A 23,124-nucleotide genomic window follows, 5' to 3' on the forward strand; every position below is an offset into this window, starting at 1 on the left:
AGTACATGCACGGGAGGCTTGGATGCCGCTAACTGGAATTTACGGCCCCGACGACTTTGCCAACCGGCCGCAGGGCCACGTCATCACCCCGGCACAGGCCAAGCAGTCGCGAACCGGACCTTCGCTGCCGATGCCTTCACTGGAATGGACGCCGGAGGTCGAGCGAGCCACCGCACCGCTTTACGAGCGCGTGAAACGTGTCATCCCGCCGATCGAATGGCCGCTGATGGCCCCGACGATCAAGGCGATCAACGAGCTGAAGCAGGCCCGGGGCGCGGTGATCCTCGCGCACAATTACCAGACGCCGGAGATCTTCCACTGCGTCGCCGACATCGGCGGTGATTCGCTCCAGCTCGCGGTCGAAGCCACCAGGGTGAAGGCCGGCATCATCGTCCAGTGCGGCGTGCACTTCATGGCGGAGACGTCGAAACTGCTCAATCCGGACAAGACGGTGCTTATTCCTGATACGCGCGCCGGCTGCTCGCTCGCTGCCAGCATCACCGGCGCCGACGTCCGCCTGCTCCGCGAAAAATTCCCCGGCGTGCCTGTCGTTGCCTATGTCAACACCTCCGCGGAGGTGAAGGCCGAGGTCGATATCTGCTGCACCTCGTCGAACGCGGTGCAGGTGGTCGAAAGCCTCGGCGCACCAACCGTGATCTTCCTGCCCGACCGCTATCTCGCCACTTACGTGGCCTCGAAGACCGACGTGAAGATCATTGCCTGGAAGGGCGCCTGCGAGGTGCACGAGCGTTTCACTGGCGCCGAGCTGCGCAGCTACCGCGAGGCCGATCCCTCCGTGCAGATCATCGCTCATCCCGAATGCCCGCCGGACGTGCTGGCCGAGGCCGATTTCACGGGCTCGACCGCGCACATGATCAACTGGGTGCGCGAGCGGCGGCCGCGGCGGCTGGTGATGATCACGGAATGCTCGATGGCCGACAATGTCCGCGCCGAGCTGCCCGATGTGGAGATGCTGCGCCCCTGCAACATCTGCCCGCACATGAAGCGCATCACGCTCGCCAACATTCTGGAGAGCCTGCTGACGCTTCGCGAAGAAGTGACGATCGATCCCGCGCTCGCGGACCGCGCAAGGCGCTCGGTCGAGCGGATGATCAATTTGAAGAACTGAGATAAAGCCATGACAAACAACATCAACACCCTCCCCCGCTCCGACGACGTCGTCATCGTCGGCGGCGGCCTTGCCGGATTGTTCTGCGCGCTCAAGCTCGCGCCGCGGCCGGTAATATTGATCTCGGCGGCGCCGCTCGGACAGGGCGCGTCGTCCGCATGGGCGCAAGGCGGCATCGCCGCGGCAATGGCTGAAGGGGATACGCCGGAAGCGCACGCCGCGGACACGGTTGCAGTTGGCTGCGGCATCGTCGACGAAGCTGTCGCACTCGGGATCGCGCGCGAGGCCGCACCGCGGATTCACGACCTTCTCGCCTATGGCGTGCCGTTCGACCGCGATCTCGAAGGCAGGCTCGCAGTCGGGCGCGAGGCCGCACACTCGGCGCGGCGTATCGTACATGTGCGTGGCGATGGCGCGGGCGCCGCCATCATCGCGGCGCTGAGCGAAGCCGTGCGGCGCACGCCGTCGATCCGGCTGATCGAAGGTTTCGTCGCCGAAGCGCTGTTGACCGAGGACGGCGCGGTCGCCGGCCTACGATTGCGCGAAGCTGGCGACGCGGCAGCACAGCCGATCCTGCTCGCCGCGCGGATGGTGGTGCTCGCGACGGGCGGCATCGGCCATCTCTATGCCGTCACCACCAATCCGCGCGAGGCCAGCGGATCCGGCCTTGCGATCGCCGCACGCGCCGGCGCGGTGATTGCAGATCCCGAGTTCGTGCAATTTCACCCGACCGCCATCATGGTCGGTCGCGATCCCGCGCCGCTCGCCACCGAAGCGCTGCGCGGTGAAGGCGCGACGCTGATCAACGGCCGTGGCGAGCATTTCATGGCGGCGCGCCATCCGCTCGCCGAGCTCGCTCCGCGCGACATCGTGGCCCGCGGCGTGTTCGCGGAGATCTCGGCCGGGCGCGGCGCCTTTCTCGATGCGCGGCAAGCGCTGGGCGCACGTTTTGGCGACAGATTCCCGACGGTTCATGCAAGCTGCATGGCCGCTGGCATCGATCCCGCCACGCAGGCCATCCCGATCGCACCGGCGGCGCACTACCACATGGGCGGCATCGCGGTCGACCATCGCGGCCGCAGCTCGATCGACGGGCTGTGGGCCGGCGGCGAGGTGTCGTCCACCGGCGCGCATGGCGCGAACCGGCTTGCGTCGAATTCGCTGCTCGAGGCCGTGGTCTACGCCGCACGCATCGCCGATGACATCGCCGGCCGCACCAGCCCCTCGCCCGCCCGCCTTGCGGACGCGGCGACGCCGCGCGGCGGCGCACCGGATGCTGCGGCCGTGAAGCGGCTGCGGATGCTGATGAGCGCGCATGTCGGCGTGATCCGCGACGGTTACGGGCTTGCGGACGCGGTTCGCAGCTTCGCCGCGCTCGAACGAGAGGCCACGAGCATCGCGGTCCGCAACATGGCAACGGCAGCCCTGCTCGTGGCGGCGTCGGCCTGGAACCGGCGCGAGAGCCGCGGCGCGCATTTCCGCTCCGACCATGCCGCGGACGTACCCGCCCTCGCGCAGCGCACGATGACGACGCTCGCAGCAGTACGCGAGGTCGCGGACAGCCTGAGCGAACGCCCGACACCGCGCACCGCACAACCCATGATCGCCTGACGGAGTCTGCCATGATCACCCCGACCTCTCTGCTCTATCCCGACGCCTTTCTCTCCCCGCTCGCGATCGACGAGGCCGTGCTCCGCGCGCTCGATGAGGATCTCGGCCGCGCCGGCGACATTACCTCGCTTGCGACGATCCCCGAGGCAACGAAGGCGCAAGCGATCCTGGTCGCACGGCAGTCCGGCGTGATCGCCGGCTTGCCGCTGGCGCTCGCCACCTTGCAAAAGCTTTCGCCCGACATCGAGGTACGCGCACATGTTCGCGACGCCGCGCGCGTCGCCCGCGGGCAGCAGGTGCTGACGATCTCGGGGCCGGCACGCGCCATCCTCACGGCGGAGCGGACCGCGCTGAATTTCGTCGGCCGGCTGTCGGGCGTTGCGACGCTCACGGCGGACTACGTTGCGCGCGCCGAGGGCACCCGGATGAGAATCTGCTGCACGCGAAAGACCACGCCCGGGCTGCGCGCCTTGGAGAAATACGCGGTACGCTGCGGCGGCGGCTTCAATCACCGCTTCGGGCTCGACGACGCGATCCTGATCAAGGACAACCACATCGCGGTCGCCGGCGGCATCCGTCCCGTGCTGGAGCGCGCCCGCGCCCAGGCCGGCCATCTCGTCAAGATCGAGATCGAGGTCGACACGCTTCCGCAGTTGCGCGAGGTGCTCGACACCGGCCTTGCCGACGCCGTGCTGCTCGACAACATGGATATTGCGACGCTGCGCGAAGCCGTCAGGCTCAACGAGGGACGCCTCAAGCTGGAGGCATCCGGCGGTGTCACCCTGGACTCGATCCCAGCCATCGCTGCGACCGGCGTCGACTACGCCTCATCCGGCGCGCTGACGCATTCGGCGCCAAATTTCGACTGCGCGCTGGATATCGAGGCGTGAGGCGCTACCGCCGCTCGGTCGCGCCCATCTCGGCGGAGCTCTTGGCTTGCTGAGTGAGCTCGGCGGAGAGCGCGGCGGTCTGCGCCGGGGTGCCCCAGCTCGGCTCTTCGCTGCCATCGCCCCAGGCGCGTGGGCGATAAAAGGTGTGGACGCCGGTCTTGTACATCTTCTTCATCTCGGCGACCCAGGACGGGCGCACCCAATAGGCGTGGTAGTGCGTGGACTTGCCGACCTCGGGCAGCCAGATCTGGCCGTCGAGCATGGCCTTCGAGATCTTTTTCGCACGGTCCCACATCTCGGGCTCGCGGATCACGTCGGCATTGTTGTCGCAGGCAAAGGTGAACTGGCAAGCGAGATGGCGGTGCTTGTTCTGATAGACGGCGCCGCACACAGTGTCCGGGTATTTGCCGGAGAACACGCGGTTCATCACCACCTGCGCAACCGCCATCTGACCGCGCACGGCCTCGCCGCGGGACTCGAAATAGACGGCCTCCGCGAGGCATTTTTCGGACTTCGCGCGCGACTTGTCGTCGAGCGCGAGCCGTTCCGCCGGCGATCTGGCGCGCTGATTGTCGACGTTGACCTCACCCTTCGGCGCGACGCTCTCGCCGCTTTCGATATCCTTCGCAATATCCTCCGACGGCGGCGATAGCGACGCCGTCACCTTCATGTCGGGGTCGGGCATCACGATCAGCGGCTCCGCACCGGGTTGCCAGCTCTCGATGCTCTCGACGTTGCCTCCGAGCGAGGAGCTGCCGAAGAACAGGCTCGAGGTCTTGACCCGGAACGGATCGCGCGGCGGTGCAGCCGGAATGGTGGCCTGCTTCAGCGCTTCGAGCGGCTGGAGCGCGAGCGAGCGCGCAGCGTCGCTGGCTTGTGGCGCATTGGTGTATTGCGGCAGCGGCGGCGCACGCAGCGCCTCCGCGAGTTCGGGATCCAGCGCGGCCGCGGATTCCGGCGACATCGCCTGCGGCAGCGCGACGGTCTTGGCGCCGAACACCGAGCTGTTCGACGTCGCGGGATCCTCCTGCGTCGGCGCTGCCGTCGGCGCGCCCGCTTCGGGAGCCTGCGTCGGTGTGACCGTTGCGAGGCGGTCACCCTTCATGGAGCGATCGACCTTGGGAAAATCGGCGGCCTGGTAGCGGGGCGGCGCCTGCAGCGCCGGATTGCGGCTGATCGCGCCGGTGACGTCGCGGCCGTCGAGGCTCGCGAGACGAACCATCGCGCTCTGCGGAGCCGAAGTGCCGATCGGCCGGGAAAAACTGTAAGTGGCCAGTTGTATGGAGGACGCAGCAGAGAATACCTGCTTCTGCCAACGCTCCGCGACGCCGGGTTGGCGCGCCAGCAGCGAGGCAATGTCCTGATAGCCGGTCTCTCTCGGCATCAATGCGAAGATGCAGAGACCGATGCCGAAGGACGCGAACCGCGCGCCCTTCGGATGGGTACGCAACAAAAACATCGATACGCTCACGCTACGCTTACGCTAGAAAAATCGAGCCGCAGTACATCCGTGCAATTCGATCTTTATCGTGAGTATCTAATTTAGGTTGCTGGGGCGTTAATCGGCGTTGCGCATGCGGCACACGCAAGCAATCGCAGGTGTTTTCACGGGGCGATGATGCGCCTTGGTAAATGCGCCCTCACGCGAAGGGGTAAACAACTGGTCAACGCGAATGGTGAAGGAACTCTTGCGCGCACGTGTCATTACGGGACGCGCGCGGTTCCATCGCCACTTCGACCACAGCCGCCATGCCCCGCGAAGGGCGGGGCATCCAGTACGCCGCGGCTCCTTCCCTATCACGTCACCGCCTCTGGAATACTGGATCGCCCGCTTACGCGGGCGATGACACTGAATGTGTGGCAAGAACGTCGCCTCAAAAGAAAGAGGCGGGGTTTTGGCCCCGCCTCTTTCGCTCTCAACATTCAACTCGCCGCTTACCTTACGCTTGGCTCGCGATCGCCTTGCCGAGCGCGGCTTGCGCGGCGGCGAGGCGGGCGATCGGGACGCGGTAGGGCGAGCAGGAGACGTAGTCGAGGCCGATCGCGTGACAGAAGGCGACGGAGGCGGGATCGCCGCCGTGCTCGCCGCAGATGCCGACCTTGAGCGAGCGGCGCGTCTTGCGACCGCGTGCGACGCCGATCTTGACGAGCTCGCCGACGCCTTCCTGGTCGAGCGCGACAAAGGGATCGATCGGCAGGATGCCCTTGGACACGTAGGTGCCGAGGAAGCTTGCGGCATCGTCACGGCTGATGCCGTACGTCGTCTGCGTGAGGTCGTTGGTACCGAATGAGAAGAACTCGGCGCTCTCCGCGATCTCGGCCGCGAGCAGGCAGGCGCGCGGCAGCTCGATCATTGTGCCGACCTGATAGGTCAGCTTGGTGTTGGTGTCGCGCATCACCGCCTTCGCGGTGGAATCGATGCGCGCCTTGACGAGGTCGAGCTCCATCTTGGTGGCGATCAGCGGCACCATCACCTCGAGGCCGACGGCCTTGCCGGTGCGCTTCTCGGCCTCGACCGCCGCTTCGAAGATCGCACGTGCCTGCATCTCGGCGATCTCGGGATAGGCTATCGCGATACGGCAGCCGCGGAAGCCGAGCATCGGATTGAACTCCGACAGCTCCCGCGCGCGGTCGGCCAGGCGCCGCGGGTCGGTGTTCATGGCGCGCGCCACTTCCTCGACCTCGGCATGGGTGTGCGGCAGGAACTCGTGCAGCGGCGGATCAAGCAAGCGGATCGTGACGGGTAGGCCCTTCATGATCTCGAACAACTCGACGAAGTCGGCGCGCTGCATCGGCAGCAGTTTTGCCAGCGCAGCGCGGCGCGACTGCTCGTCCTCGGAGAGGATCATCTCGCGCACCGTGCGGATGCGCGTCTCCTCGAAGAACATGTGCTCGGTACGGCAGAGGCCGATGCCTTCCGCGCCGAACTTGATCGCAGTGTGCGCGTCCTCCGGCGTGTCGGCGTTGACGCGCACGCCGATCTTGCGGACCTGGTCGGCCCATTTCATCAGCGTGCCGAACTCGCCGGACAGCTCGGGCTCGATCATCGGCATGCGGCCGGCGAGCACCTGGCCGAGCGAGCCGTCGATGGTGATGACGTCGCCGGTCTTGAAGGTGCGTGAGCCGATGCTCATGGTGCCGCGGCCGTAATCGACGCGGATGGTGCCGCAGCCGGAGACGCAGGGCTTGCCCATGCCGCGCGCGACGACCGCAGCATGCGAGGTCATGCCGCCGCGGGTGGTCAAGATGCCTTCGGCGGCGTGCATGCCGTGGATGTCTTCGGGGCTGGTCTCGATCCGGACCAGAATCACCTTGCGTCCGTCGGCCTGAAGCTTGGCCGCTTCGTCCGAGGAGAACACGATCTCGCCGGAGGCCGCACCCGGCGAGGCCGGCAGGCCGGTCGCAATCACGTCGCGCTTGGCGTTGGGGTCGATGGTCGGATGCAGCAGCTGGTCGAGCGAGGCGGGGTCGATCCGCGTCACTGCTTCCTTCTTGGTGATCAGGCCTTCATTGGCGAGCTCGACCGCGATGCGCAGCGCCGCCTTGGCAGTACGCTTGCCGCCGCGGGTCTGCAGCATCCAGAGCTTGCCCTGCTCGACCGTGAACTCCATGTCCTGCATGTCGCGGTAGTGCTTCTCGAGCAGCGTGTAGATCCGCGTCAGCTCCCTGAAGGCTTCCGGCATCGCCGATTCCATCGATGCCTTGTCGGAGCCCGAGTCCTTGCGCGCTTCCTCGGTGATGTCCTGCGGTGTGCGGATGCCCGCCACCACGTCCTCCCCTTGCGCGTTGATCAGGAACTCGCCGTAGAGCTTGCTCTCGCCGGTCGAGGGATTGCGCGTGAAGGCAACCCCGGTCGCCGAGGTCTCGCCCATGTTGCCGAACACCATGGCCTGCACGTTGACCGCGGTGCCCCAGGATTCCGGAATGTCGTGCAGCCTGCGGTAGGTCACCGCGCGGGCGTTCATCCAGGATGAAAACACCGCGCCGATCGCGCCCCAGAGTTGGTCGTGCGGGTCCTGCGGAAAATCCTTGCCCGTTTCGCGCGCGACCGCGTCCTTGTACTTGCCGACCAGATCGACCCAGTCGTCGGCGGTGAGATCCGTGTCGAGCGTGTAGCCCTGGCTGTCCTTGAAGGTATCGAGGATTTCCTCGAAATGATGATGCTCGAAGCCGAGCACCACGTCCGAATACATGGTGATGAAGCGGCGATAGCTGTCATAGGCGAAGCGGCGATCGCCCGACAGTTCCGACAGCGCTTCCACCGTCTCGTCGTTGAGGCCGAGATTGAGCACCGTGTCCATCATGCCCGGCATCGAGGCGCGGCCGCCGGAGCGCACGGAAACGAGCAGCGGATTCCTGGAATCGCCGAAGATCTTGCCGGTCAACTTGCCGACATGGTCGAGCGCCTTCTCAACCTGCGACTTCAATTCGTTCGGGTAGGATTTGTCATGCGCGTAGAAATAGGTGCAGACCGAGGTCGGGATGGTGAAGCCCGGAGGCACCGGCAGGCCGAGATTGGCCATCTCGGCGAGGTTGGCGCCCTTGCCGCCGAGCAAATCGCGCATCTCCGCTTTGCCCTCGGCCTTGCCGTCCCCAAAGGTGAACACCCACTTGCCGGCCTTGGCCGCAACAGGCGCAGCCTTGGTTGAAGCAGTCTTGCTCGGTACCGGCTTCGCGGCGACCTTCGGCGCAACCGGCTTCGTCGCTGCCTTTGCAACAGCCTTGGAAACCGACTTGGCGGCAGGCTTCACAGCCGGCTTGGCAGCGGCCTTGGCCACGGGCTTCGGGGCGCGCTTGGCAAGTGCCTTGCGGGCCGCCGGCGCGGCTTTCGCCTTGGCGGAGGACTTTGATTTCGCTGGAATTTTCGCTGGAGTTTTCGAGGCGGCTTTGGCCATAGCTTGCACACAACCTGCGAGAGGAATGGGTAATTGCGCGCCTTACACCACTTTGGGCAGGTCCGCGCAAGTCGAAGAGTTCCCTAGAATGAAGGCCTAGAGATGGAGCCACTTCAACAATCCGAGCCCGATCGCACCATTTATGATGAGAAAAATCGCGACGATCAGGTTCAGGAGGCGCGGCATGATCAGGATGAGCACACCCGCAAGCAGCGACAGGATCGGCGAGATGTGGGCGACGGTGATGTGCATGAATTTTCTTTCCGTGGGTGGGGCGAATCGCGGCGGGATCATAGCGGACTGGGTTCCGCGGGTAGAGACGCACCGGGGCGCGCGAGTTCCCGGCTTCGCGAAAACTGCCCGAAAATGCCGCGAATGCGGCGGGCGTTTTCCGGAACATCGCGGAGACGCATGCATTGGCAACCGGTCGCGCCAGTGGCGCTTCCCGAAAACCTTCTCGAAGGAGTTGCCCATGCGGAACAGGATTCTTGCTCTTGCAGCGCTCGCGGCCTCGATCGGCTCGCCCCTTGCGGCGCAGGCGCAAAGCAGCGTCACCGTGGGACGCGCGCCCGTCGTCGTCGAGAGCGGCCCGACCATTGCGGTCGAGCAGCGGCCGGCTTTCCGCGACTATGTCGTCGAACAACGTGTGCCGGCTTTCCGCATCCCGGATCGCGTGGTGGTCGGTGCCACCTTACCTGAAAGCGGCGTCACCTATTATGACGTGCCGCAACGTTTCGGCGCCACCACCTATCGCTACACCGTCGTAAACGGCGAGACCGTGCTGGTTGAGCCGCGCTCGCGGCGCATCGTCGAGGTGATGGACTAACGTTTCCGGTATCAACTAGGTGTCCGGCGCGTCACATCAATCAGGCTGACGCGAGCAGTATAGTCGGACATCAGGCCCCGCCCGGTCCTCCCCCGCCGGGCGGGGCTTTTTGTGTGGGCACTCTTCGCGCACAGCAATTGCGGCCACCAACTCCGTCGTCATGGCCCGGGCTTGTCCCGGCCATCCATGCCTCTCCGCGAGCGAAGAAGGACGTGGATGCCCGGGACAAGCCCGGGCATGACGGGGTCCAGTTGCGCCAAGACGCGCTCAATCCTGGATCTTCGAGAAATCCGCCACCGCACGCGTGGCGCTGCGGATCTCGTTGAGCAGTTTTAGCCGGTTCTCACGCACCTTCGCATCCTCGTCGTTGACGCGAACTTTCTCGAAGAACGCATCGACCGGCGGACGCAGCTTGGCCATCGCACTCATCGCGGCAGCGAAGTCTTCCTTCGCGACAGCAGCGCTTGCCTCCGCCTTCACTTCGCCGATCGCGTTGGCCAGCGCCTTCTCCTCGTCGAGGCCATAGAGCGCAGCATCGGGCGCGCCCTCGAACGCGCGCTTGTCCTTCTTCTCCTCGATGCCGAGGATATTGCTGGCGCGCTTGATGCCGGCGAGCAAATTCTTGCCGTCCTCGGACTCGAGGAATTTTCCAAGCGCCTCGACGCGGCGGACGATCATCAGAAGGTCGTCCTGGCCACCGAGCGCGAACACGGCGTCGACCAGATCGTGCCGCGCGCCCTGCTCGCGGAGCTGCACTTTCAGCCGGTCTGCGAAGAAGGCGAGCAGGTCGCTCGGAAGCTTCTGCGCATCGGCAGGCTTCAAGGACAAGCCGGCGAGTGCGGACGCCGCCATCTTCATGATCGACATACGCAGTGCGTTCTCACCGATCAGCCTGATCACACCCAGCGCCGCGCGGCGCAGCGCATACGGATCCTTCGATCCCGTCGGCTTTTCGTCGATCGCCCAGAAGCCGACAAGCGTGTCGAGCTTGTCCGCGAGCGCGACTGCGACGCTGACCGGATCGGTCGGCACGCGATCGGCAGGCCCTTGCGGCTTATAGTGCTCCTCGCAGGCGGCAGCGACGGAGGCGTCCTCGCCCTGGGCCAGCGCGTAGTACTTGCCCATCAGGCCCTGCACCTCGGGGAATTCGCCGACGACTTCGGTCAGCAAATCCGCCTTCGCCAGATGCGCGGCGCGCGTCGCCTTGGCGACATCGGCGCCGACGAGCGGCGCGATCTCTGCGGCGAGACGCTCGATTCGCTTGATGCGCGCAGCCTGGGTGCCGAGCTTCTCGTGGAACACGATCTGCTCGAACTTCGGCAGCCGGTCTTCCAGCTTCGTCTTCAGGTCCGTCTCGTAGAAGAATTTCGCATCCGACAAGCGCGGACGAATCACACGCTCGTTGCCGGCGACGATGGTCTTGCCGCCGTCAGGCGCCTCGATGTTGGCGGTGAGCACGAACTTGTTGGTCAGCTTGCCCGTCTTGGGATCTTTGACGACGAAGCACTTCTGGTTGTTGCGGATGGTGGCGCGGATCACCTCGTCGGGGATCGCGAGATACTCCGCTTCGAACGATCCCATCATGACGACGGGCCATTCGACGAGACCCGAAACCTCATCGAGCAGCACCTGATCCTCGACCAGTTCGAACCCTTGCGCAAAGGTCAGCTCCTTGGCGTCGGCAAAGATGATGTCCTTGCGCGCCTGCGGATCGAGGATGACTTTTGCGGCCTTCAGCTTCGCTTCGTAGTCCTCGAAGCGGCGGACGGAAATCGCGCTAGGAGCCATGAAGCGGTGACCGTAAGTGGTCTGGCCGGCCTCGATGCCGTCCACCGAGAATTTGACGACATCGGGCTCTTCGGTCTCGAGCCCGAACGTCGCGGTGATCGCGTGCAGCGGACGCACCCAGCTCAGCGAGCCCGGCTTGCCGGAGCGCGCGCCCCAGCGCATCGATTTCGGCCAAGGGAAAGTGCGGATGATCACGGGGAGGATTTCCGCGAGCACGTCGATGGCGTCGCGGCCGGGCTTCTCGATCAGCGCGATGTAGAAGTCGCCCTTCGGATCGCGCTGGATCTTGGCCTCGTCCAGCGACGTCAAACCCGTCGCTTTCAGAAAACCCTGCACGGCCGCGTCGGCCGCACCGATCTTCGGTCCGCGGCGTTCGGTCTTCAGGTCAGGCTGGCGCGCAGGGATGCCGTGCACGGTAAGCGCAAGGCGGCGCGGCGTCGCGAACGCCTTCGCGCCTTCGTAGACGAGACCCTCGGCGACGAGCTTGTCGGTGACCATGCGGCGCAGATCGTCCGCCGCCTTGGCCTGCATGCGCGCGGGGATTTCTTCCGAGAAAAGTTCAAGCAAAAGATCGGGCATCAGGTCGCTCCGCCCGCTTCAGTATGTATCCAGGCCTCGCCGCAAGCTTTTGCCAGTTCGCGCACGCGAAGAATGTAGCTCTGCCGCTCCGTCACGGAGATCACGCCGCGCGCGTCGAGCAGGTTGAACACATGGCTTGCCTTGATGCACTGGTCATAGGCCGGAAGCGACATCAGATGCGCCTCGCGCTTGCCATCTTTCCAACCCGCATCGAGGTATTTCCGGCAGGCGGCTTCCGCCATCTTGAACTGCTCGAACAGCATCGCGGTGTCGGCCACTTCGAAATTGTGCTTCGAATATTCCCGCTCGGCCTGCAGGAAGACATCGCCATAGGTGACCTTGGCGTCGCCGTCGCGGCCGTTGAAGTTGAGGTCGTAGACCCGGTCGACGCCCTGCACGTACATCGCGAGGCGCTCGAGCCCGTAGGTGAGTTCGCCCGCGACCGGCGCGCATTCGACACCCGCGACCTGCTGGAAATAGGTGAACTGGCTGACTTCCATGCCGTCGCACCAGCACTCCCAGCCGAGGCCCCAGGCGCCCAGCGTCGGGCTCTCCCAATCGTCCTCGACGAAGCGAATGTCGTGCACGGCGGAATCGATGCCGATCGCGGCGAGCGACTTCAGGTACAGCTCCTGAAGGTTCGCCGGCGACGGCTTCATGATCACCTGGAATTGGTAGTAGTGCTGCAGCCGGTTCGGATTCTCGCCGTAGCGGCCGTCCTTGGGCCGCCGCGAGGGCTGCACGTAGGCCGCATTCCAGGGCTTTGGCCCGAGCGCGCGCAGCGTGGTCGCCGGATGGAAGGTACCCGCACCCATCTCCATATCGTAGGGCTGCAGGATCACGCAGCCCTGCTCGGCCCAGAACCGCTGGAGCGCGAGGATAAAGCCCTGGAACGAGCGTTCCGGGCGCATATGGGCGGGCAAGGAGGCGTCCATCGTCAGATCGGGCTCTCGCGGGGGGTTGAATCGCGCGGGACCGTATCGACGGCAAGGGTGGGAATCAAGGTGAAGGGGGTGGATTCGGGCCTAGTTCTCCGTCATGCCCGGGCTTGTCCCGGGCATCCACGTTCTTCGTGCGGTGAGACAAGGCGTGGATGGCCGGGACAAGTCCGGCCATGACGACTGCAGCAGCTAACCCGGCCGATAGGCTCCGGTGACGGGATCCTGCTTCAGCGTCTGGACGGCCCCCATATGGGCGGCCTCGGCGACGCGCGAGAGGCGCATCTCCTCCAGCTCCTGGTTGATCCTGACGGCGGTCTTGTAGGCCCAGCGGACCACGGCAAGCCCGCCCAGGACGCCCGCGAATGCGACGAACGGCGGCATCGGTCATTCCTTGTTCACAATGCTCAGCCCCCACGCGCATTCTTGCGCAGACCGGGCCGCGCGGCAATTGGCACGGCTTCAAGTCTCCTTGGGGCCAAATGGCGCGGAGGGGCGCCGTCTAGAACCCGAATTTCGCCCAGATCGCGCGGGTCTCGACCGCCGAGATCAGGTCGTCCGGCAGGCTGGCCATTGATTCCATGGCCGAAAGCTGCCCCGCGCCGGGCGATTTCCGGCCCAAAAGGCCGGAGAGCAGACCGGTCGGCTGGGCTATCACGGGGGTGAGAACCTTCTCGCCATAGCGGGCACGAAGAGTTGAGCGGAGATCGCCGATGCTGTCGGCGAGCCCCAGCGTGATCGAACTCTCGCCGGCCCAGTATTCGCCCGTGAACAGGGTGTCGTCGGAGCCCTTCAACCGCGCGCCGCGGCTCTCCTTCACCAGCGCGATGAAGATCTGGTGGATCTCGCGCTGGAGCGCCTTGAGCTTGGCGACGTCGTCGGGGTTTTCAGGGAGAAACGGATCGAGCATCGCCTTGTGCGCGCCGGCGGTGTAGAGGCGCCGCTCGATGCCGAGCCGCTTGATCGCCTCCTGGAAACCAAAACTTCCGCCGACGACGCCGATCGAGCCGAGGATCGAGGACGGATCGCAGATGATCTCGTCGCCGGCGCACGCGATCATGTAGCCGCCGGAGGCCGCGACGTCCTCGACGAACACCAGCACCGGCAGCTTCTTCTCCGCCGCGAGCTGCTTGATGCGCAGGTAGATCTGGCGCGACTGCACCGGCGAGCCGCCGGGCGAATTGATCACCAGCGCCACCGCCTTGGCGTTGCGCGTCGAAAACGCCCGCTCCAGAACCCGCGAAACCGTCGCGAGCGTCATGCCCGGGCGCAGCGGCGTCACTGCGCCGATCACACCGGACAGCCGGACCACCGGCACCACGGCCGTGCCGGGACGGAAGCGCGCCGGCAGATATTGCATGAGCTTGTCGGCCAGGCCGGAACTCTCACGATCGTTCAATTTTTCGGCCATGCCATTACCTCTGATTAACCGTTTCTTATCACGCGACTGTCATTGGAAGGGCCCGGAACGTGTTTTGCAGAAAACCCGTTGAGAGGCTGCAATGGGCCAGCGGAGAACACCATGAAAATCTATCTGCTGATGCTGCTGATCGGTGCGCTGTTCATGGCGATCCGCCTGACGACTCCGCAAGAGCAGCAGTCGGAATCGCTTCCGCAATAGCTCAGCACGGTTCCACCAGGGGTAGAACCGCCCTTCCCTCCAGAATATCCATCACCTCTTTTTTCGACACGCGTGACTCCTCGTTGAGCATGAGGCCCGGCAACAATCGCGCCGGGGCCCTGCCGCCCTTGACCGCGCGCACCAGCACGCGGATCGCGGGCCGCCCGGCTTCACCGTGAACCGGCAGAATCGCGAGACTGCCGAAGCCGCGCGACAGCGCCGCCAAAACCTCAGCGATCCCATCTGCGCGCCAAATCAATGTCAGCGCGCCATGCGATCGGAGGATGCGCCGCGCCGCATGCACCCAGGCATTCAGCGTCTCATCCGTCGCCACATGCGCGATCTGGCGCGCCTGATCGGGCGAACCGCGATGGCGAGCGGGATCGTTGAAGGGCGGGTTCATCAGCACGACGTCGACGCTGTCGGGCGCAAGCCCGCTCGCTGCGAAGGCCTGCGCGTCCGCGGTGACGTCGAGCACGATCGTCTCGGCGGCAATCGCATTCGCGGCCGCATTGGCGCGCGCAAGCTCCGCCAGCTCCGGATCGATCTCGAGCAGGCCGAGCCTGATCCCGGCGACGCGCCGAGCCAACGCAAGGCCCGCCGTGCCGATGCCGGCGCCGAGATCGACGACACGGTCGCCCGCCCTCGCCTCCGTCGCCGCCGCGAGCAGAATGGCGTCGTGCCCGGCGCGATGGCCAGACCGCTTCTGCTTCAGCCGCAATTGCCCGCCGAGAAAGGCGTCCTCGGTGAGGTCTGTCAGGGCTTCACTCATCGCCGCGCAGTTCGTGGCTGAGGCCGGCCGCGGTCAGAAGCTGCCGGGCCTCGATGGCGTCGTCCTCGTGGACCAGGATCCGCCGCGGCAAAATGCCGAGCGAGCCCTCAATGATGCTCATGTTCTGGTCCAGCACGAGATGATGGATGTTGGCGCCGTCGAGCAGCGCGCCGATCGCCGACACCAGCACCATATCGTTGGTCCGAACCAGTTCTCGCAAAACACAGCCTCCTGCCTGACGGGGATTAAGCGCCAAATGTCAATGGTTCCACGGCCCTTGCCGCATCCCCGTCCAGTTTCTATTGTCTTTCCATCAGAATAGCCCTTCCGGGGCAAATATTGGAGACCGGCGTGGCCGTCATCGTACCTTTCGAAACCCCCGGCGCGTCGATCGAAGAGCTGGTTGCCCTTGTCGCCGGTGACATGGAGCGCGTCAACGCCACGATCCTGTCGCGGACCGGTTCGGACGTGACCATGATCCCGGAGGTCGCCAACCATTTGATCTCCTCCGGGGGCAAGCGCCTGCGTCCGATGCTGACGTTGGCCATGGCCAACCTCGCCGGCTACACCGGCGACGGCCATATCAAACTCGCCGCCAGCGTCGAGTTCATGCATACCGCCACGCTGCTCCATGACGACGTCGTCGACGAGAGCGAGATGCGCCGCGGCAAGCTGTCGGCGCGCATGCTCTGGGGCAATGAGGCGAGCGTGCTGGTCGGCGACTTCCTGCTCGGCCAGGCCTTCCGCATGATGGTCGAGGTCGGCTCGCTCCGCGCGCTCGACATTCTCTCCGCGGCCGCCGCCACCATCGCCGAGGGCGAGGTGATGCAGCTTGCCGCCGCCAAGAACACCGCGACCACCGAAGACGAATATCTCGCCGTAATCCGCGGCAAGACCGCGGAGCTGTTCGCGGCCGCCTGCGAGGTCGGGCCCGTGATCGCCAACCGCCCGAAGGCGGAGCAGACCGCCTGCCGCTCGGTCGGCATGAATCTCGGCATCGCCTTCCAGCTCGTCGACGACGTGCTCGACTATGGCGGCAAGAGCGCCAAGCTCGGCAAGAACACCGGCGACGATTTCCGCGAGGGCAAGATCACGCTGCCCGTCGTGCTCGCCTTCCGCCGCGGCAACGACACCGAGCGCGCCTTCTGGATCCGCGCGCTGGAGCGCGGTGAGATCGGCGACACCGACCTCGACCACGCCATCGGGTTGATGAACAAGCATCGCGCGCTCGAAGACACGCGCAGCCGCGCCCAGCACTACGGCGCCATGGCCGTGGACGCGCTGGCGCTGTTCCCGTCCTCGCCGATGAAGAGCGCGCTGGAGCAGGTCGTGGCGTTCTGCCTGGCTCGGTCGCATTAGCTACCTGCATCCTTAGCGCTTGCTGGTAGCCACACCCTCAGTGTCGTCCCGGCGAAGGCCGGGACCCATTACCTCGGTCAGCGTTGTCTTAGCGCCTGTAGCAACCATCGTGCACCACAACAACAGTCGTGGCTATTGGGTCCCGGCCTTCGCCGGGACGACATCGTTGAGATACGCGCCACCACCGCATTAACAGCGTCATTGCGAGCGCAGCGAAGCAATCCAGAATCTTCCCGCAAAGGGACTCTAGATTGTTTCGCTTCGCTCGCAATGACGAGCTAGGTGTGCGAGGGCCGCCTTCCAACTTGCATTCAAATCCTGTGCGCCATCTTGCGGCACACCTCCGTCGGAGTGTTCTAACGGTTCGCCTACTAACTTGCATTTTGCAAGCTACTCACCTACCTTCCCCTCATGCAGCCCAAATCCCCCTCCATTCAGGAATGTCCGGTCGGCCGCGCCGTGGAGACGGTCGGCGAATGGTGGAGCATTTTGATCCTGCGGGATGCATTCCAGGGCGCAACGAGGTTCGACGAATTTTCGCAAAGCCTCGGGATCGCGCCGAACATCCTGTCGCGGCGGTTGGCCCATCTCACCGAAAGCGGCATGTTCGTCCGCCGCCGCTACAATGAACGGCCGCCGCGCTACGAATATGTGCTGACGGACAAGGCCCGGGACTTCTTCCCCGTGGTCGCAACCCTGCTCGCTTGGGGCAACAAGCATCTCGCACCGATGGGCGAAGCGATCCTGCTCGCGAACCGGCACGATTGTCGTCCGTTCAATCCGGTCGTGGTCGATGCCGCCGACATGCAGCCGATCACGCTCACCAATGCGGTCGTCGTCGCAGGCCCCCGCGCCAGCCGTGTCATGCGTAAACGGCTGACCTCGCTCAAAGCCATGAACCCGGCCGTCGCGCCGGCTGGAGACTGACATGCGTCGTATCGTCGTGACGGGAATGGGCGCGGTGTCGCCGCTTGGCTGCGGTGTCGAACTTTCGTGGCGCCGGCTGCTGGCCGGCCAAAGCGGGCTGCGCCCGCTGCCGGAATGGTCGCAGGCGCTGCCCGCACGTATTGCCGGCCTCGTGCCCGACAAGGCCGATGACGCGGAGGGCGGCTTCGATCCCGCGCAGGCCGCCGCGCCGAAAGACCAGCGCAAGATGGACCGCTTCATCCTGTTCGCGCTGCTCGCCACCGCGGAAGCGGTTGCGCAGGCCGGTTGGACGCCGCAGGACGCGGCGGCGCAGGAACGAACTGCGACGATCATCGCCTCCGGCGTGGGCGGTTTTCCGGCCATGGCGGAGGCGGTGCGCATCACCGAACAGCGCGGCCCGCGCCGGCTGTCGCCGTTCACGATCCCCTCCTTCCTCGCCAATCTCGCGGCTGGCCACGTCTCGATCAAATACGGCTACAAGGGAGCGCTGGGCACACCGGTCACAGCGTGCGCCGCCGGCGTTCAGGCGATCGGCGATGCCGCGCGCATGATCCGCGCGGGCGAGGTTGATGTGGCGATCTGCGGCGGCGCGGAAGCCTGCATCGACATCGTCAGCCTCGGCGGCTTTGCCGCGGCCCGCGCACTGTCGAGCGGGTTCAACGACGCGCGCGCCTCGCGCCCGTTCGATCGCGACCGCGACGGTTTTGTCATCGGCGAAGGCGCCGGCATCCTGGTGATCGAGGAGCTGGAGCATGCGTTGGCGCGCGGCGCGACGCCGATCGCCGAGATCGTCGGATACGGTACGACCGCGGACGCCTATCACATGACATCGGGTCCGCCTGACGGCGACGGCGCCCGGCGCGCGATGGAGATCGCGCTCCGGCAGGCCGAGCTTGCGCCTGCGGATTTGCAGCATCTGAACGCGCATGCGACGTCGACGCCGGCCGGCGACGAGAGTGAACTCGGCGCCATCGGCGCCCTGTTCGGCCGCAACAATTCCATCGCGGTGAGCGCGACCAAATCGGCCACCGGCCATCTGCTCGGCGCAGCCGGTGGCCTCGAGGCGATCTTCACCGTACTCGCCCTGCGCGACCAGATCGCACCGCCGACGCTCAATTTCGAAAACCCTGATCCCGCCGCTGACGGCATCGACATCGTCGCCGGTGTGGCGCGACCGATGCCGATGCAGCACGCGATCTCGAACGGGTTCGGCTTCGGCGGGGTGAATGCCAGCGTGATCTTCCGCCGGATGGGCTGAACGACGGGCCTTAGTCGACGGGCCTTGCAATCGCGGCAAGCATCGCTACCAAAGCAGGATGATCAACACGAATTTCTTGCTGTTCCTGGCCGCCGCTTGTCTCATCGCCGCCGTTCCCGGCCCCGGCATTTTCTACGTCGCGGCACGGACCCTATCGGAAGGGCGCGGCAGCGGTTTTGCATCGACCGCGGGCACCGCGCTCGGCGGGCTGGTTCATGTGGTCGCGGGCAGCTTCGGCATCTCCGCGATCATTCTTGCCAGCGCCGAGCTGTTTGCCGCCGTGAAATTCGTCGGCGCACTTTATCTCGTCTGGCTCGGCATCAGGACTTTTCGCAGCGCCAGCCGCGCGCCGTCATTCGACAGCAAGCCCGTCGGCGACAAGCGCGCCTTTCGCGACGGCGTGCTGGTCGAGGCGCTGAACCCGAAGACCGCCGCCTTCTTCCTCGCCTTCATTCCGCAGTTCCTTGACCCGGCGGGATCGAACCCGACACTGCAATTCATCACGTTGGGCGCGCTCTCGGTGACGCTGAACACGCTCGCCGATATCGTGGTGGTGCTGATGGCCTCCGCGACACGTACGCAGTTGATCGGACGCCCGCATTTGATGCGACGTCTCACCCAGGGCTCCGGCGTCTTCATCGCAGGGCTCGGCCTGTCGCTCGCACTGGCGCGGCGGCCCGTGAATGGATAGCGCCACCATGCCCGCCCCGCAAAGCCGCATTTACGAGTCTCACGGCCTGCGGCTGCACTATGCCGACTGGGGCAACGACGGCGCGCCGGTCGCCATCCTGGTTCACGGCGGCCGCGATCACTGCCGGAGCTGGGACGTCATCGCCCGGTCGCTGCAGCCGCATTTTCACGTGCTCGCACCGGACCTGCGCGGTCACGGCGATTCCGACCGGACCAGGGGCGGCAGCTACGCGCTGACGGAGTATGTGTACGATCTGGCCCAGCTCGTCCGTGCCATCGCGGCGCCTCAAGTCACTCTCATCGGCCATTCTATGGGCGGCATGGTCAGCCTGATCTTTACAGGGGCATTCCCCGAACAGGTCTCGAAGCTGGTCGTGCTCGACGGCGTGACGATGTTGCCGGATACACCAAAACCGCCGGTGCATGAGCGGATCGGCAAGTGGGTCGGTCAGCTCGACAAGTTGCACGACCGCGCACCGCGCCGCTATTCGACCCTCGAAGACGCGGCGGCGCAGATGGTCCTTCACAACAAGCGGCTGTCTCGCGAGCTCGCGCTGCATCTCGCCACCCACGGCGCGCGGCAGAACGAGGACGGCACCTATAGCTGGAAGTTCGATCCCTACCAGCGCGCCTCTGCGCCGCACCGGCTCTGGCCGGACGATCACATCGCGCTGTGGTCGCGCATCACCTGTCCGACGCTGCTCTTGAATGCCGGCGAAAGCTTTCTGGCTGGCGCGAGGGCCGCGGGGCTGGAGCGCTACTTTCCGCAGGCGCGCGTCGAGACCATTGCAGGGGCCGGACACTGGCTGCAGCATGACAAGCCGCAGGAGGTGTTGGGTGAGATCCGGCGGTTTCTCGGGCTTGGCGAGGACGCTGCGGGCTAGCTCCGCAACATCCGCGTCATTGCAGATCTAGCTCAGCGTTCCCGAGTGCACCCACCAGCCGGAATGATCCCTGCGGATATTCTCGGCGGCGGCATGCGCCTCGGCAGATGCGCCATAGATCGCAAAGCACGTCGCCCCCGAGCCGGACATGCGGGCGAGCTTGACGCCGGCGGAGCCACGCAAGGCTTCCAGCACGTCGCCAATCACCGGCTTGATGCGCATCGCAGGCGCTTCGAGATCATTGGCGACGGTCTCGAGAGTATCGATCCAGTCGGCGATGGAGGCGCCCTCGCCTGGCCAGGCCGGGCCGTCGAAGACGGACGTGGCGCCGACCAGGAGTTCGCCGTTGCGCAGGCCCAGCTCCTGGAACACGTCCTTTGTCGCGACCGGCACGCGTGGATTGACCATCACGCAGGGCATGCTCGGCAGCATCAAGGGCAGCAGCTGCTCGCCGACACCGGTCATGTCGCAGGCGCGCGAGAACAGACACACCGGCACGTCGGCGCCGGTCGCAAGCGCAACCTTCTGGAGGCGGGCGTCGTCGAGCGACAGATCGTTGAGGCGCGCCAGCAACCGCAGCGCCGCCGCGGCGTCGGCCGAGCCGCCGCCGATGCCGGCGGCGACCGGGAGCACCTTGTCGAGCGCGAAGGCGCCCAGCTTCAGGTTCGGGACGGCTTCGGCCAGGAGCTTGGCCGCCTTGAACACGAGGTTGTCGGCCATATTGCCGCAGGCCGCGGCGAGCGGCCCCGTCGTGGTGAGCTTCAGCTCGCCGCCGGGCTCCAGCGTGAGCCGGTCGGCGCAGTCGGCAAAGGCGACCACGCTTTCGAGATCATGATAGCCGTCGGCACGACGGCCGACCACGCGAAGGCTCAGATTGACCTTCGCGCGCCCTTCTTCAATCAACGCCGGCATTGACGACACGCCCCCAACTTCAACTCACTCAGCCGCCCTTGCCGTCGTCCTTCTTCTTCTCCTTCTCCGCCTGCGCAGCCGAGGAGTTCGAATTGTCGTCGGTCATACCGTTTGCAATCTTGGCCTCGATCTTCGGAAGCTCATCCGCTTCGGGCTTGAGATCGCGGGCGTGGGCCCACTGGAACTTGGCTTCCAGCGTGCGGCCGACGCGCCAATAGGCGTCGCCAAGGTGATCGTTGATAGTGGGATCCTCGGGCTTGAGATCAATGGCGCGCTCGAGGTTCTTCACCGCGTCCTCGTAATTGCCGATGCGGTAATAGGCCCAGCCAAGGGAGTCGACGATGTAGCCGTCATCCGGGCGCTGCTCGACTGCCCGCTTGATCATCTTCATGCCTTCGTCGAGATTGATGCCCTGGTCGATCCAGGAATAGCCGAGATAGTTGAGGACGTGCGGCTGGTCGGGTTGCAGCTCGAGCGCCTTCTTCATGTCGGCTTCGGCCTTGCCCCACTGCTTGGAGCGCTCCTCGCAGATGCCGCGATAATAATACCAGACGCTGTTGGCCTTATCGTTGCCGGCCGGCAGCACGTCGACGCCTTGCGAATAGGTCGCGCCGCATTCGCCGAACTTCTTGCGGCCGCGCTCGATGTTGCCGAGCGCCATGATGGCTTCGAGATCCTTGGGATCCTCAGTGGTGACGCCCTTGAGGATCTTGATCGCCTCGTCGGTGCGGTCGGCGGAATCCAGATCGATGGCGAGCTGGATTTGGGCGTTGCGCTTGAGTGGAGAGGACGACGGCACCCGCTCGTAGACCTTGATCGCCATCTGCGGCCGCTTCACCGATTCATAGAGATCGGCGAGCGAGAGCAGCGCCAGGGGATGGGTGGGCTGCAGGTAGAGCGAGAGCTGGAGGTAGACCAGCGCCAGATCCTCGCCGCCGCGGCGGGTCAGTGTGGCGCCGATGCCGTAGAGTGCTTCTGCGGCGCCGGCTTGCGCGCTATCGACCAGCGGCGGCATCTTCTTGCCGGCCTTGGTGTCGCGCAACCCTTCCACGATCAGCGGATGGCGGGCGAGCTTCTTGTCGAAAGCCTGGTAGACCGTGGTCGCGGCGGCCGAGTCCTTGTTGCGAGATAGCCAGCGCGCATAGGCCTCGGTGACACGCAACATGGAATCGTCGAGCTTGTAGGCACGCTCGAACCGGGTGCCAGCGTCTTTCTCCTTGCCGGCGAGTTCGAGGATCATGCCGGCATGGAGATCCTTGAACAGCGGATACCATTCAGGACCGGCCAGCTTGTCGATGGTGGCGACGCCGCCCTTGGCATCCCCCGCACCATAGGCGGCCCAGCCCGACAGCAGCGTGGCGACGAGATCGGTGATCGGACCGCGGATCGACTGGTTGATGTTGGTCTGCGCGGTCGCGTACTTCTTGAACTTGAGATCGTGCACGCCAACGACGAGCCGTGCAACGCGGTTGGTCTTGTCGATGGTCAGGATGCGCTCGGCGAGCTTGACAGCCTCGTCGATGTCACCGTCGGCGACCGAGGAGATGAAGGCGCGGTCGAGCAGCTCGTTGTTCTTGGGGTCGGTGCGCAGGGCCGAGCGATAGAATGCAGCGGCGGAGGCCGCGTCGCGCTCGACGCTGGCGTGGCGGGCGGCGAGATAGCTGCCGGAGGTGGTCAGCGCCTTCAGATCGTTTCGGGTCGGAAACTGCGCCGCCGTGTCGGACGGATGGTCCGGCGTCTGCGCCCGGACCGCGCCGGGGACCGTCGCCATCGCTGAGCCCATGAGGGCAATGGCGGCAACAGTCCAACGGTTGAAACGATTTGAAAGCATCGGGGCTCGCCTTGAGTTGGTAGTGCCTGGGTTTGCAGAAGGCCGTATCGCAAGCGAACGCGGCCGGTGGCATGGGGACCCGGAACCGTCAGGCCGACAATGCCGCTTTTGGCGCTTCACCGCAAGGATTCGGGCCGGGCGATCCCCTCCGCACGGCACAAATCGGCCAAGTGACCCGTCAAGAGCGCCCCAAGACGCCGCCAGTATGGCCTTA

20 protein-coding genes are annotated in these 23,124 nt (G+C 65.5%); 9 read left to right on the plus strand and 11 right to left on the minus strand.

Translation table 11 applies throughout. The annotated features are described in order from the left end of the window. Positions 1–22: 22 nt before the first annotated feature. From nadA to nadC, 3 genes are read left to right on the plus strand one after another with little or no spacing between them, the layout of a single operon-like run. A complete protein-coding gene (gene nadA, locus BcanWU425_RS29765) occupies positions 23–1,129 on the plus strand; it encodes a quinolinate synthase NadA (protein ID WP_204513858.1) in 1,107 nt (368 codons plus the stop codon). Positions 1,130–1,138: 9 nt separating this feature from the next. After that, entirely contained in the window at positions 1,139–2,740 is a 1,602-nt protein-coding gene (locus tag BcanWU425_RS29770; RefSeq protein ID WP_085352607.1) for an L-aspartate oxidase, read from the plus strand. Between the two features lie 11 nt (positions 2,741–2,751). Beyond that, a complete protein-coding gene (nadC, locus tag BcanWU425_RS29775) occupies positions 2,752–3,630 on the plus strand; it encodes a carboxylating nicotinate-nucleotide diphosphorylase (protein ID WP_085352608.1) in 879 nt (292 codons plus the stop codon). A 4-nt stretch (positions 3,631–3,634) separates the two neighbouring features. Here the strand turns inward: nadC and BcanWU425_RS29780 are convergent, their stop codons facing one another. The 3 genes from BcanWU425_RS29780 to BcanWU425_RS29790 form a co-directional block, all read right to left on the minus strand. Continuing rightward, positions 3,635–5,089, minus strand: coding sequence for a cell wall hydrolase (locus tag BcanWU425_RS29780; protein WP_018454891.1), 1,455 nt, complete (start codon positions 5,087–5,089; stop codon positions 3,635–3,637). Between the two features lie 481 nt (positions 5,090–5,570). After that, positions 5,571–8,525: a pyruvate, phosphate dikinase gene (gene ppdK / locus BcanWU425_RS29785; RefSeq protein ID WP_204513857.1), complete on the minus strand. Its 2,955-nt coding sequence runs from the start codon at positions 8,523–8,525 to the stop codon at positions 5,571–5,573. Positions 8,526–8,621: 96 nt separating this feature from the next. Beyond that, complete coding sequence (locus BcanWU425_RS29790; protein WP_007594951.1) at positions 8,622–8,777, minus strand: DUF3096 domain-containing protein; 156 nt, start codon at positions 8,775–8,777, stop codon at positions 8,622–8,624. A 220-nt stretch (positions 8,778–8,997) separates the two neighbouring features. Between BcanWU425_RS29790 and BcanWU425_RS29795 the strand changes: the two genes are divergently transcribed. Further along, the gene (locus tag BcanWU425_RS29795) at positions 8,998–9,351 is read left to right on the plus strand and encodes a DUF1236 domain-containing protein (protein ID WP_018454893.1); all 354 of its coding nucleotides are present in this window, start codon (positions 8,998–9,000) and stop codon (positions 9,349–9,351) included. Positions 9,352–9,618: 267 nt separating this feature from the next. Here BcanWU425_RS29795 and glyS read toward each other — a convergent pair whose 3' ends face one another. The 6 genes from glyS to BcanWU425_RS29825 all read right to left on the minus strand — a co-directional run bounded on the left by glyS (position 9,619) and on the right by BcanWU425_RS29825 (position 15,269). Further along, entirely contained in the window at positions 9,619–11,718 is a 2,100-nt protein-coding gene (gene glyS, locus BcanWU425_RS29800) for a glycine--tRNA ligase subunit beta (protein ID WP_204513856.1), read from the minus strand. Further along, positions 11,718–12,653: a glycine--tRNA ligase subunit alpha gene (locus tag BcanWU425_RS29805; protein ID WP_204513855.1), complete on the minus strand. Its 936-nt coding sequence runs from the start codon at positions 12,651–12,653 to the stop codon at positions 11,718–11,720. Before BcanWU425_RS29805 ends, glyS begins: the two co-directional genes overlap by 1 nt. 195 nt (positions 12,654–12,848) lie before the next feature. Beyond that, a complete protein-coding gene (locus BcanWU425_RS29810; protein WP_085352613.1) occupies positions 12,849–13,040 on the minus strand; it encodes a hypothetical protein in 192 nt (63 codons plus the stop codon). Positions 13,041–13,158: 118 nt separating this feature from the next. Continuing rightward, the gene (locus BcanWU425_RS29815; protein ID WP_018454897.1) at positions 13,159–14,067 is read right to left on the minus strand and encodes a S49 family peptidase; all 909 of its coding nucleotides are present in this window, start codon (positions 14,065–14,067) and stop codon (positions 13,159–13,161) included. 211 nt (positions 14,068–14,278) lie between these two features. Continuing rightward, a complete protein-coding gene (locus BcanWU425_RS29820) occupies positions 14,279–15,049 on the minus strand; it encodes a tRNA1(Val) (adenine(37)-N6)-methyltransferase (RefSeq protein ID WP_204513854.1) in 771 nt (256 codons plus the stop codon). Next, positions 15,042–15,269: a putative signal transducing protein gene (locus BcanWU425_RS29825; protein ID WP_204513853.1), complete on the minus strand. Its 228-nt coding sequence runs from the start codon at positions 15,267–15,269 to the stop codon at positions 15,042–15,044. The genes BcanWU425_RS29820 and BcanWU425_RS29825 overlap by 8 nt, the downstream gene beginning before the upstream one ends. Positions 15,270–15,400: 131 nt before the next feature. Between BcanWU425_RS29825 and BcanWU425_RS29830 the strand changes: the two genes are divergently transcribed. The 5 genes from BcanWU425_RS29830 (at position 15,401) to BcanWU425_RS29850 (ending at position 20,167) form a co-directional block, all read left to right on the plus strand. After that, positions 15,401–16,408, plus strand: a complete 1,008-nt coding sequence (locus BcanWU425_RS29830; protein ID WP_007594965.1) for a polyprenyl synthetase family protein — start codon at positions 15,401–15,403, stop codon at positions 16,406–16,408. A gap of 411 nt (positions 16,409–16,819) precedes the next feature. Next, entirely contained in the window at positions 16,820–17,335 is a 516-nt protein-coding gene (locus BcanWU425_RS29835; protein ID WP_018454901.1) for a winged helix-turn-helix transcriptional regulator, read from the plus strand. 1 nt (position 17,336) lies between these two features. Then, the gene (gene fabF / locus BcanWU425_RS29840) at positions 17,337–18,593 is read left to right on the plus strand and encodes a beta-ketoacyl-ACP synthase II (RefSeq protein ID WP_204513852.1); all 1,257 of its coding nucleotides are present in this window, start codon (positions 17,337–17,339) and stop codon (positions 18,591–18,593) included. 58 nt (positions 18,594–18,651) lie between these two features. Next, complete coding sequence (locus BcanWU425_RS29845) at positions 18,652–19,284, plus strand: LysE family translocator (RefSeq protein WP_085352617.1); 633 nt, start codon at positions 18,652–18,654, stop codon at positions 19,282–19,284. Positions 19,285–19,291: 7 nt separating this feature from the next. Beyond that, positions 19,292–20,167 carry an alpha/beta fold hydrolase gene (locus tag BcanWU425_RS29850; RefSeq protein WP_204513851.1) on the plus strand — a complete coding sequence of 292 codons (876 nt, stop codon included), beginning with the start codon at positions 19,292–19,294 and terminating at the stop codon, positions 20,165–20,167. A gap of 27 nt (positions 20,168–20,194) precedes the next feature. On the opposite strand, the gene BcanWU425_RS29855 is transcribed toward BcanWU425_RS29850, so the two are convergent. Next, positions 20,195–21,079 (minus strand): 4-(cytidine 5'-diphospho)-2-C-methyl-D-erythritol kinase, encoded by an 885-nt coding sequence (locus tag BcanWU425_RS29855; RefSeq protein ID WP_018454905.1) that lies wholly within the window; start codon positions 21,077–21,079, stop codon positions 20,195–20,197. Positions 21,080–21,107: 28 nt separating this feature from the next. Then, entirely contained in the window at positions 21,108–22,910 is a 1,803-nt protein-coding gene (locus BcanWU425_RS29860; protein WP_026232840.1) for a tetratricopeptide repeat protein, read from the minus strand. Positions 22,911–23,124: the final 214 nt, after the last annotated feature.

The organism is Bradyrhizobium sp. WU425 (assembly GCF_021052305.1).
GTDB lineage: Bacteria > Pseudomonadota > Alphaproteobacteria > Rhizobiales > Xanthobacteraceae > Bradyrhizobium > Bradyrhizobium canariense_D.

Excerpts from the sequence above, each read along its gene's own strand:
- nadA (WP_204513858.1), top strand. The coding sequence starts at position 23 with ATGCCGCTAACTGGAATTTACGGCCCCGACGACTTTGCCAACCGGCCG.
- BcanWU425_RS29770 (WP_085352607.1), top strand. The coding sequence starts at position 1,139 with ATGACAAACAACATCAACACCCTCCCCCGCTCCGACGACGTCGTCATC.
- nadC (WP_085352608.1), top strand. The coding sequence starts at position 2,752 with ATGATCACCCCGACCTCTCTGCTCTATCCCGACGCCTTTCTCTCCCCG.
- BcanWU425_RS29780 (WP_018454891.1), bottom strand. The coding sequence starts at position 5,089 with ATGTTTTTGTTGCGTACCCATCCGAAGGGCGCGCGGTTCGCGTCCTTC.
- ppdK (WP_204513857.1), bottom strand. The coding sequence starts at position 8,525 with ATGGCCAAAGCCGCCTCGAAAACTCCAGCGAAAATTCCAGCGAAATCA.
- BcanWU425_RS29790 (WP_007594951.1), bottom strand. The coding sequence starts at position 8,777 with ATGCACATCACCGTCGCCCACATCTCGCCGATCCTGTCGCTGCTTGCG.
- BcanWU425_RS29795 (WP_018454893.1), top strand. The coding sequence starts at position 8,998 with ATGCGGAACAGGATTCTTGCTCTTGCAGCGCTCGCGGCCTCGATCGGC.
- glyS (WP_204513856.1), bottom strand. The coding sequence starts at position 11,718 with ATGCCCGATCTTTTGCTTGAACTTTTCTCGGAAGAAATCCCCGCGCGC.
- BcanWU425_RS29805 (WP_204513855.1), bottom strand. The coding sequence starts at position 12,653 with ATGGACGCCTCCTTGCCCGCCCATATGCGCCCGGAACGCTCGTTCCAG.
- BcanWU425_RS29810 (WP_085352613.1), bottom strand. The coding sequence starts at position 13,040 with ATGCCGCCGTTCGTCGCATTCGCGGGCGTCCTGGGCGGGCTTGCCGTG.
- BcanWU425_RS29815 (WP_018454897.1), bottom strand. The coding sequence starts at position 14,067 with ATGGCCGAAAAATTGAACGATCGTGAGAGTTCCGGCCTGGCCGACAAG.
- BcanWU425_RS29820 (WP_204513854.1), bottom strand. The coding sequence starts at position 15,049 with ATGAGTGAAGCCCTGACAGACCTCACCGAGGACGCCTTTCTCGGCGGG.
- BcanWU425_RS29835 (WP_018454901.1), top strand. The coding sequence starts at position 16,820 with ATGCAGCCCAAATCCCCCTCCATTCAGGAATGTCCGGTCGGCCGCGCC.
- fabF (WP_204513852.1), top strand. The coding sequence starts at position 17,337 with ATGCGTCGTATCGTCGTGACGGGAATGGGCGCGGTGTCGCCGCTTGGC.
- BcanWU425_RS29845 (WP_085352617.1), top strand. The coding sequence starts at position 18,652 with ATGATCAACACGAATTTCTTGCTGTTCCTGGCCGCCGCTTGTCTCATC.
- BcanWU425_RS29850 (WP_204513851.1), top strand. The coding sequence starts at position 19,292 with ATGCCCGCCCCGCAAAGCCGCATTTACGAGTCTCACGGCCTGCGGCTG.
- BcanWU425_RS29855 (WP_018454905.1), bottom strand. The coding sequence starts at position 21,079 with ATGCCGGCGTTGATTGAAGAAGGGCGCGCGAAGGTCAATCTGAGCCTT.
- BcanWU425_RS29860 (WP_026232840.1), bottom strand. The coding sequence starts at position 22,910 with ATGCTTTCAAATCGTTTCAACCGTTGGACTGTTGCCGCCATTGCCCTC.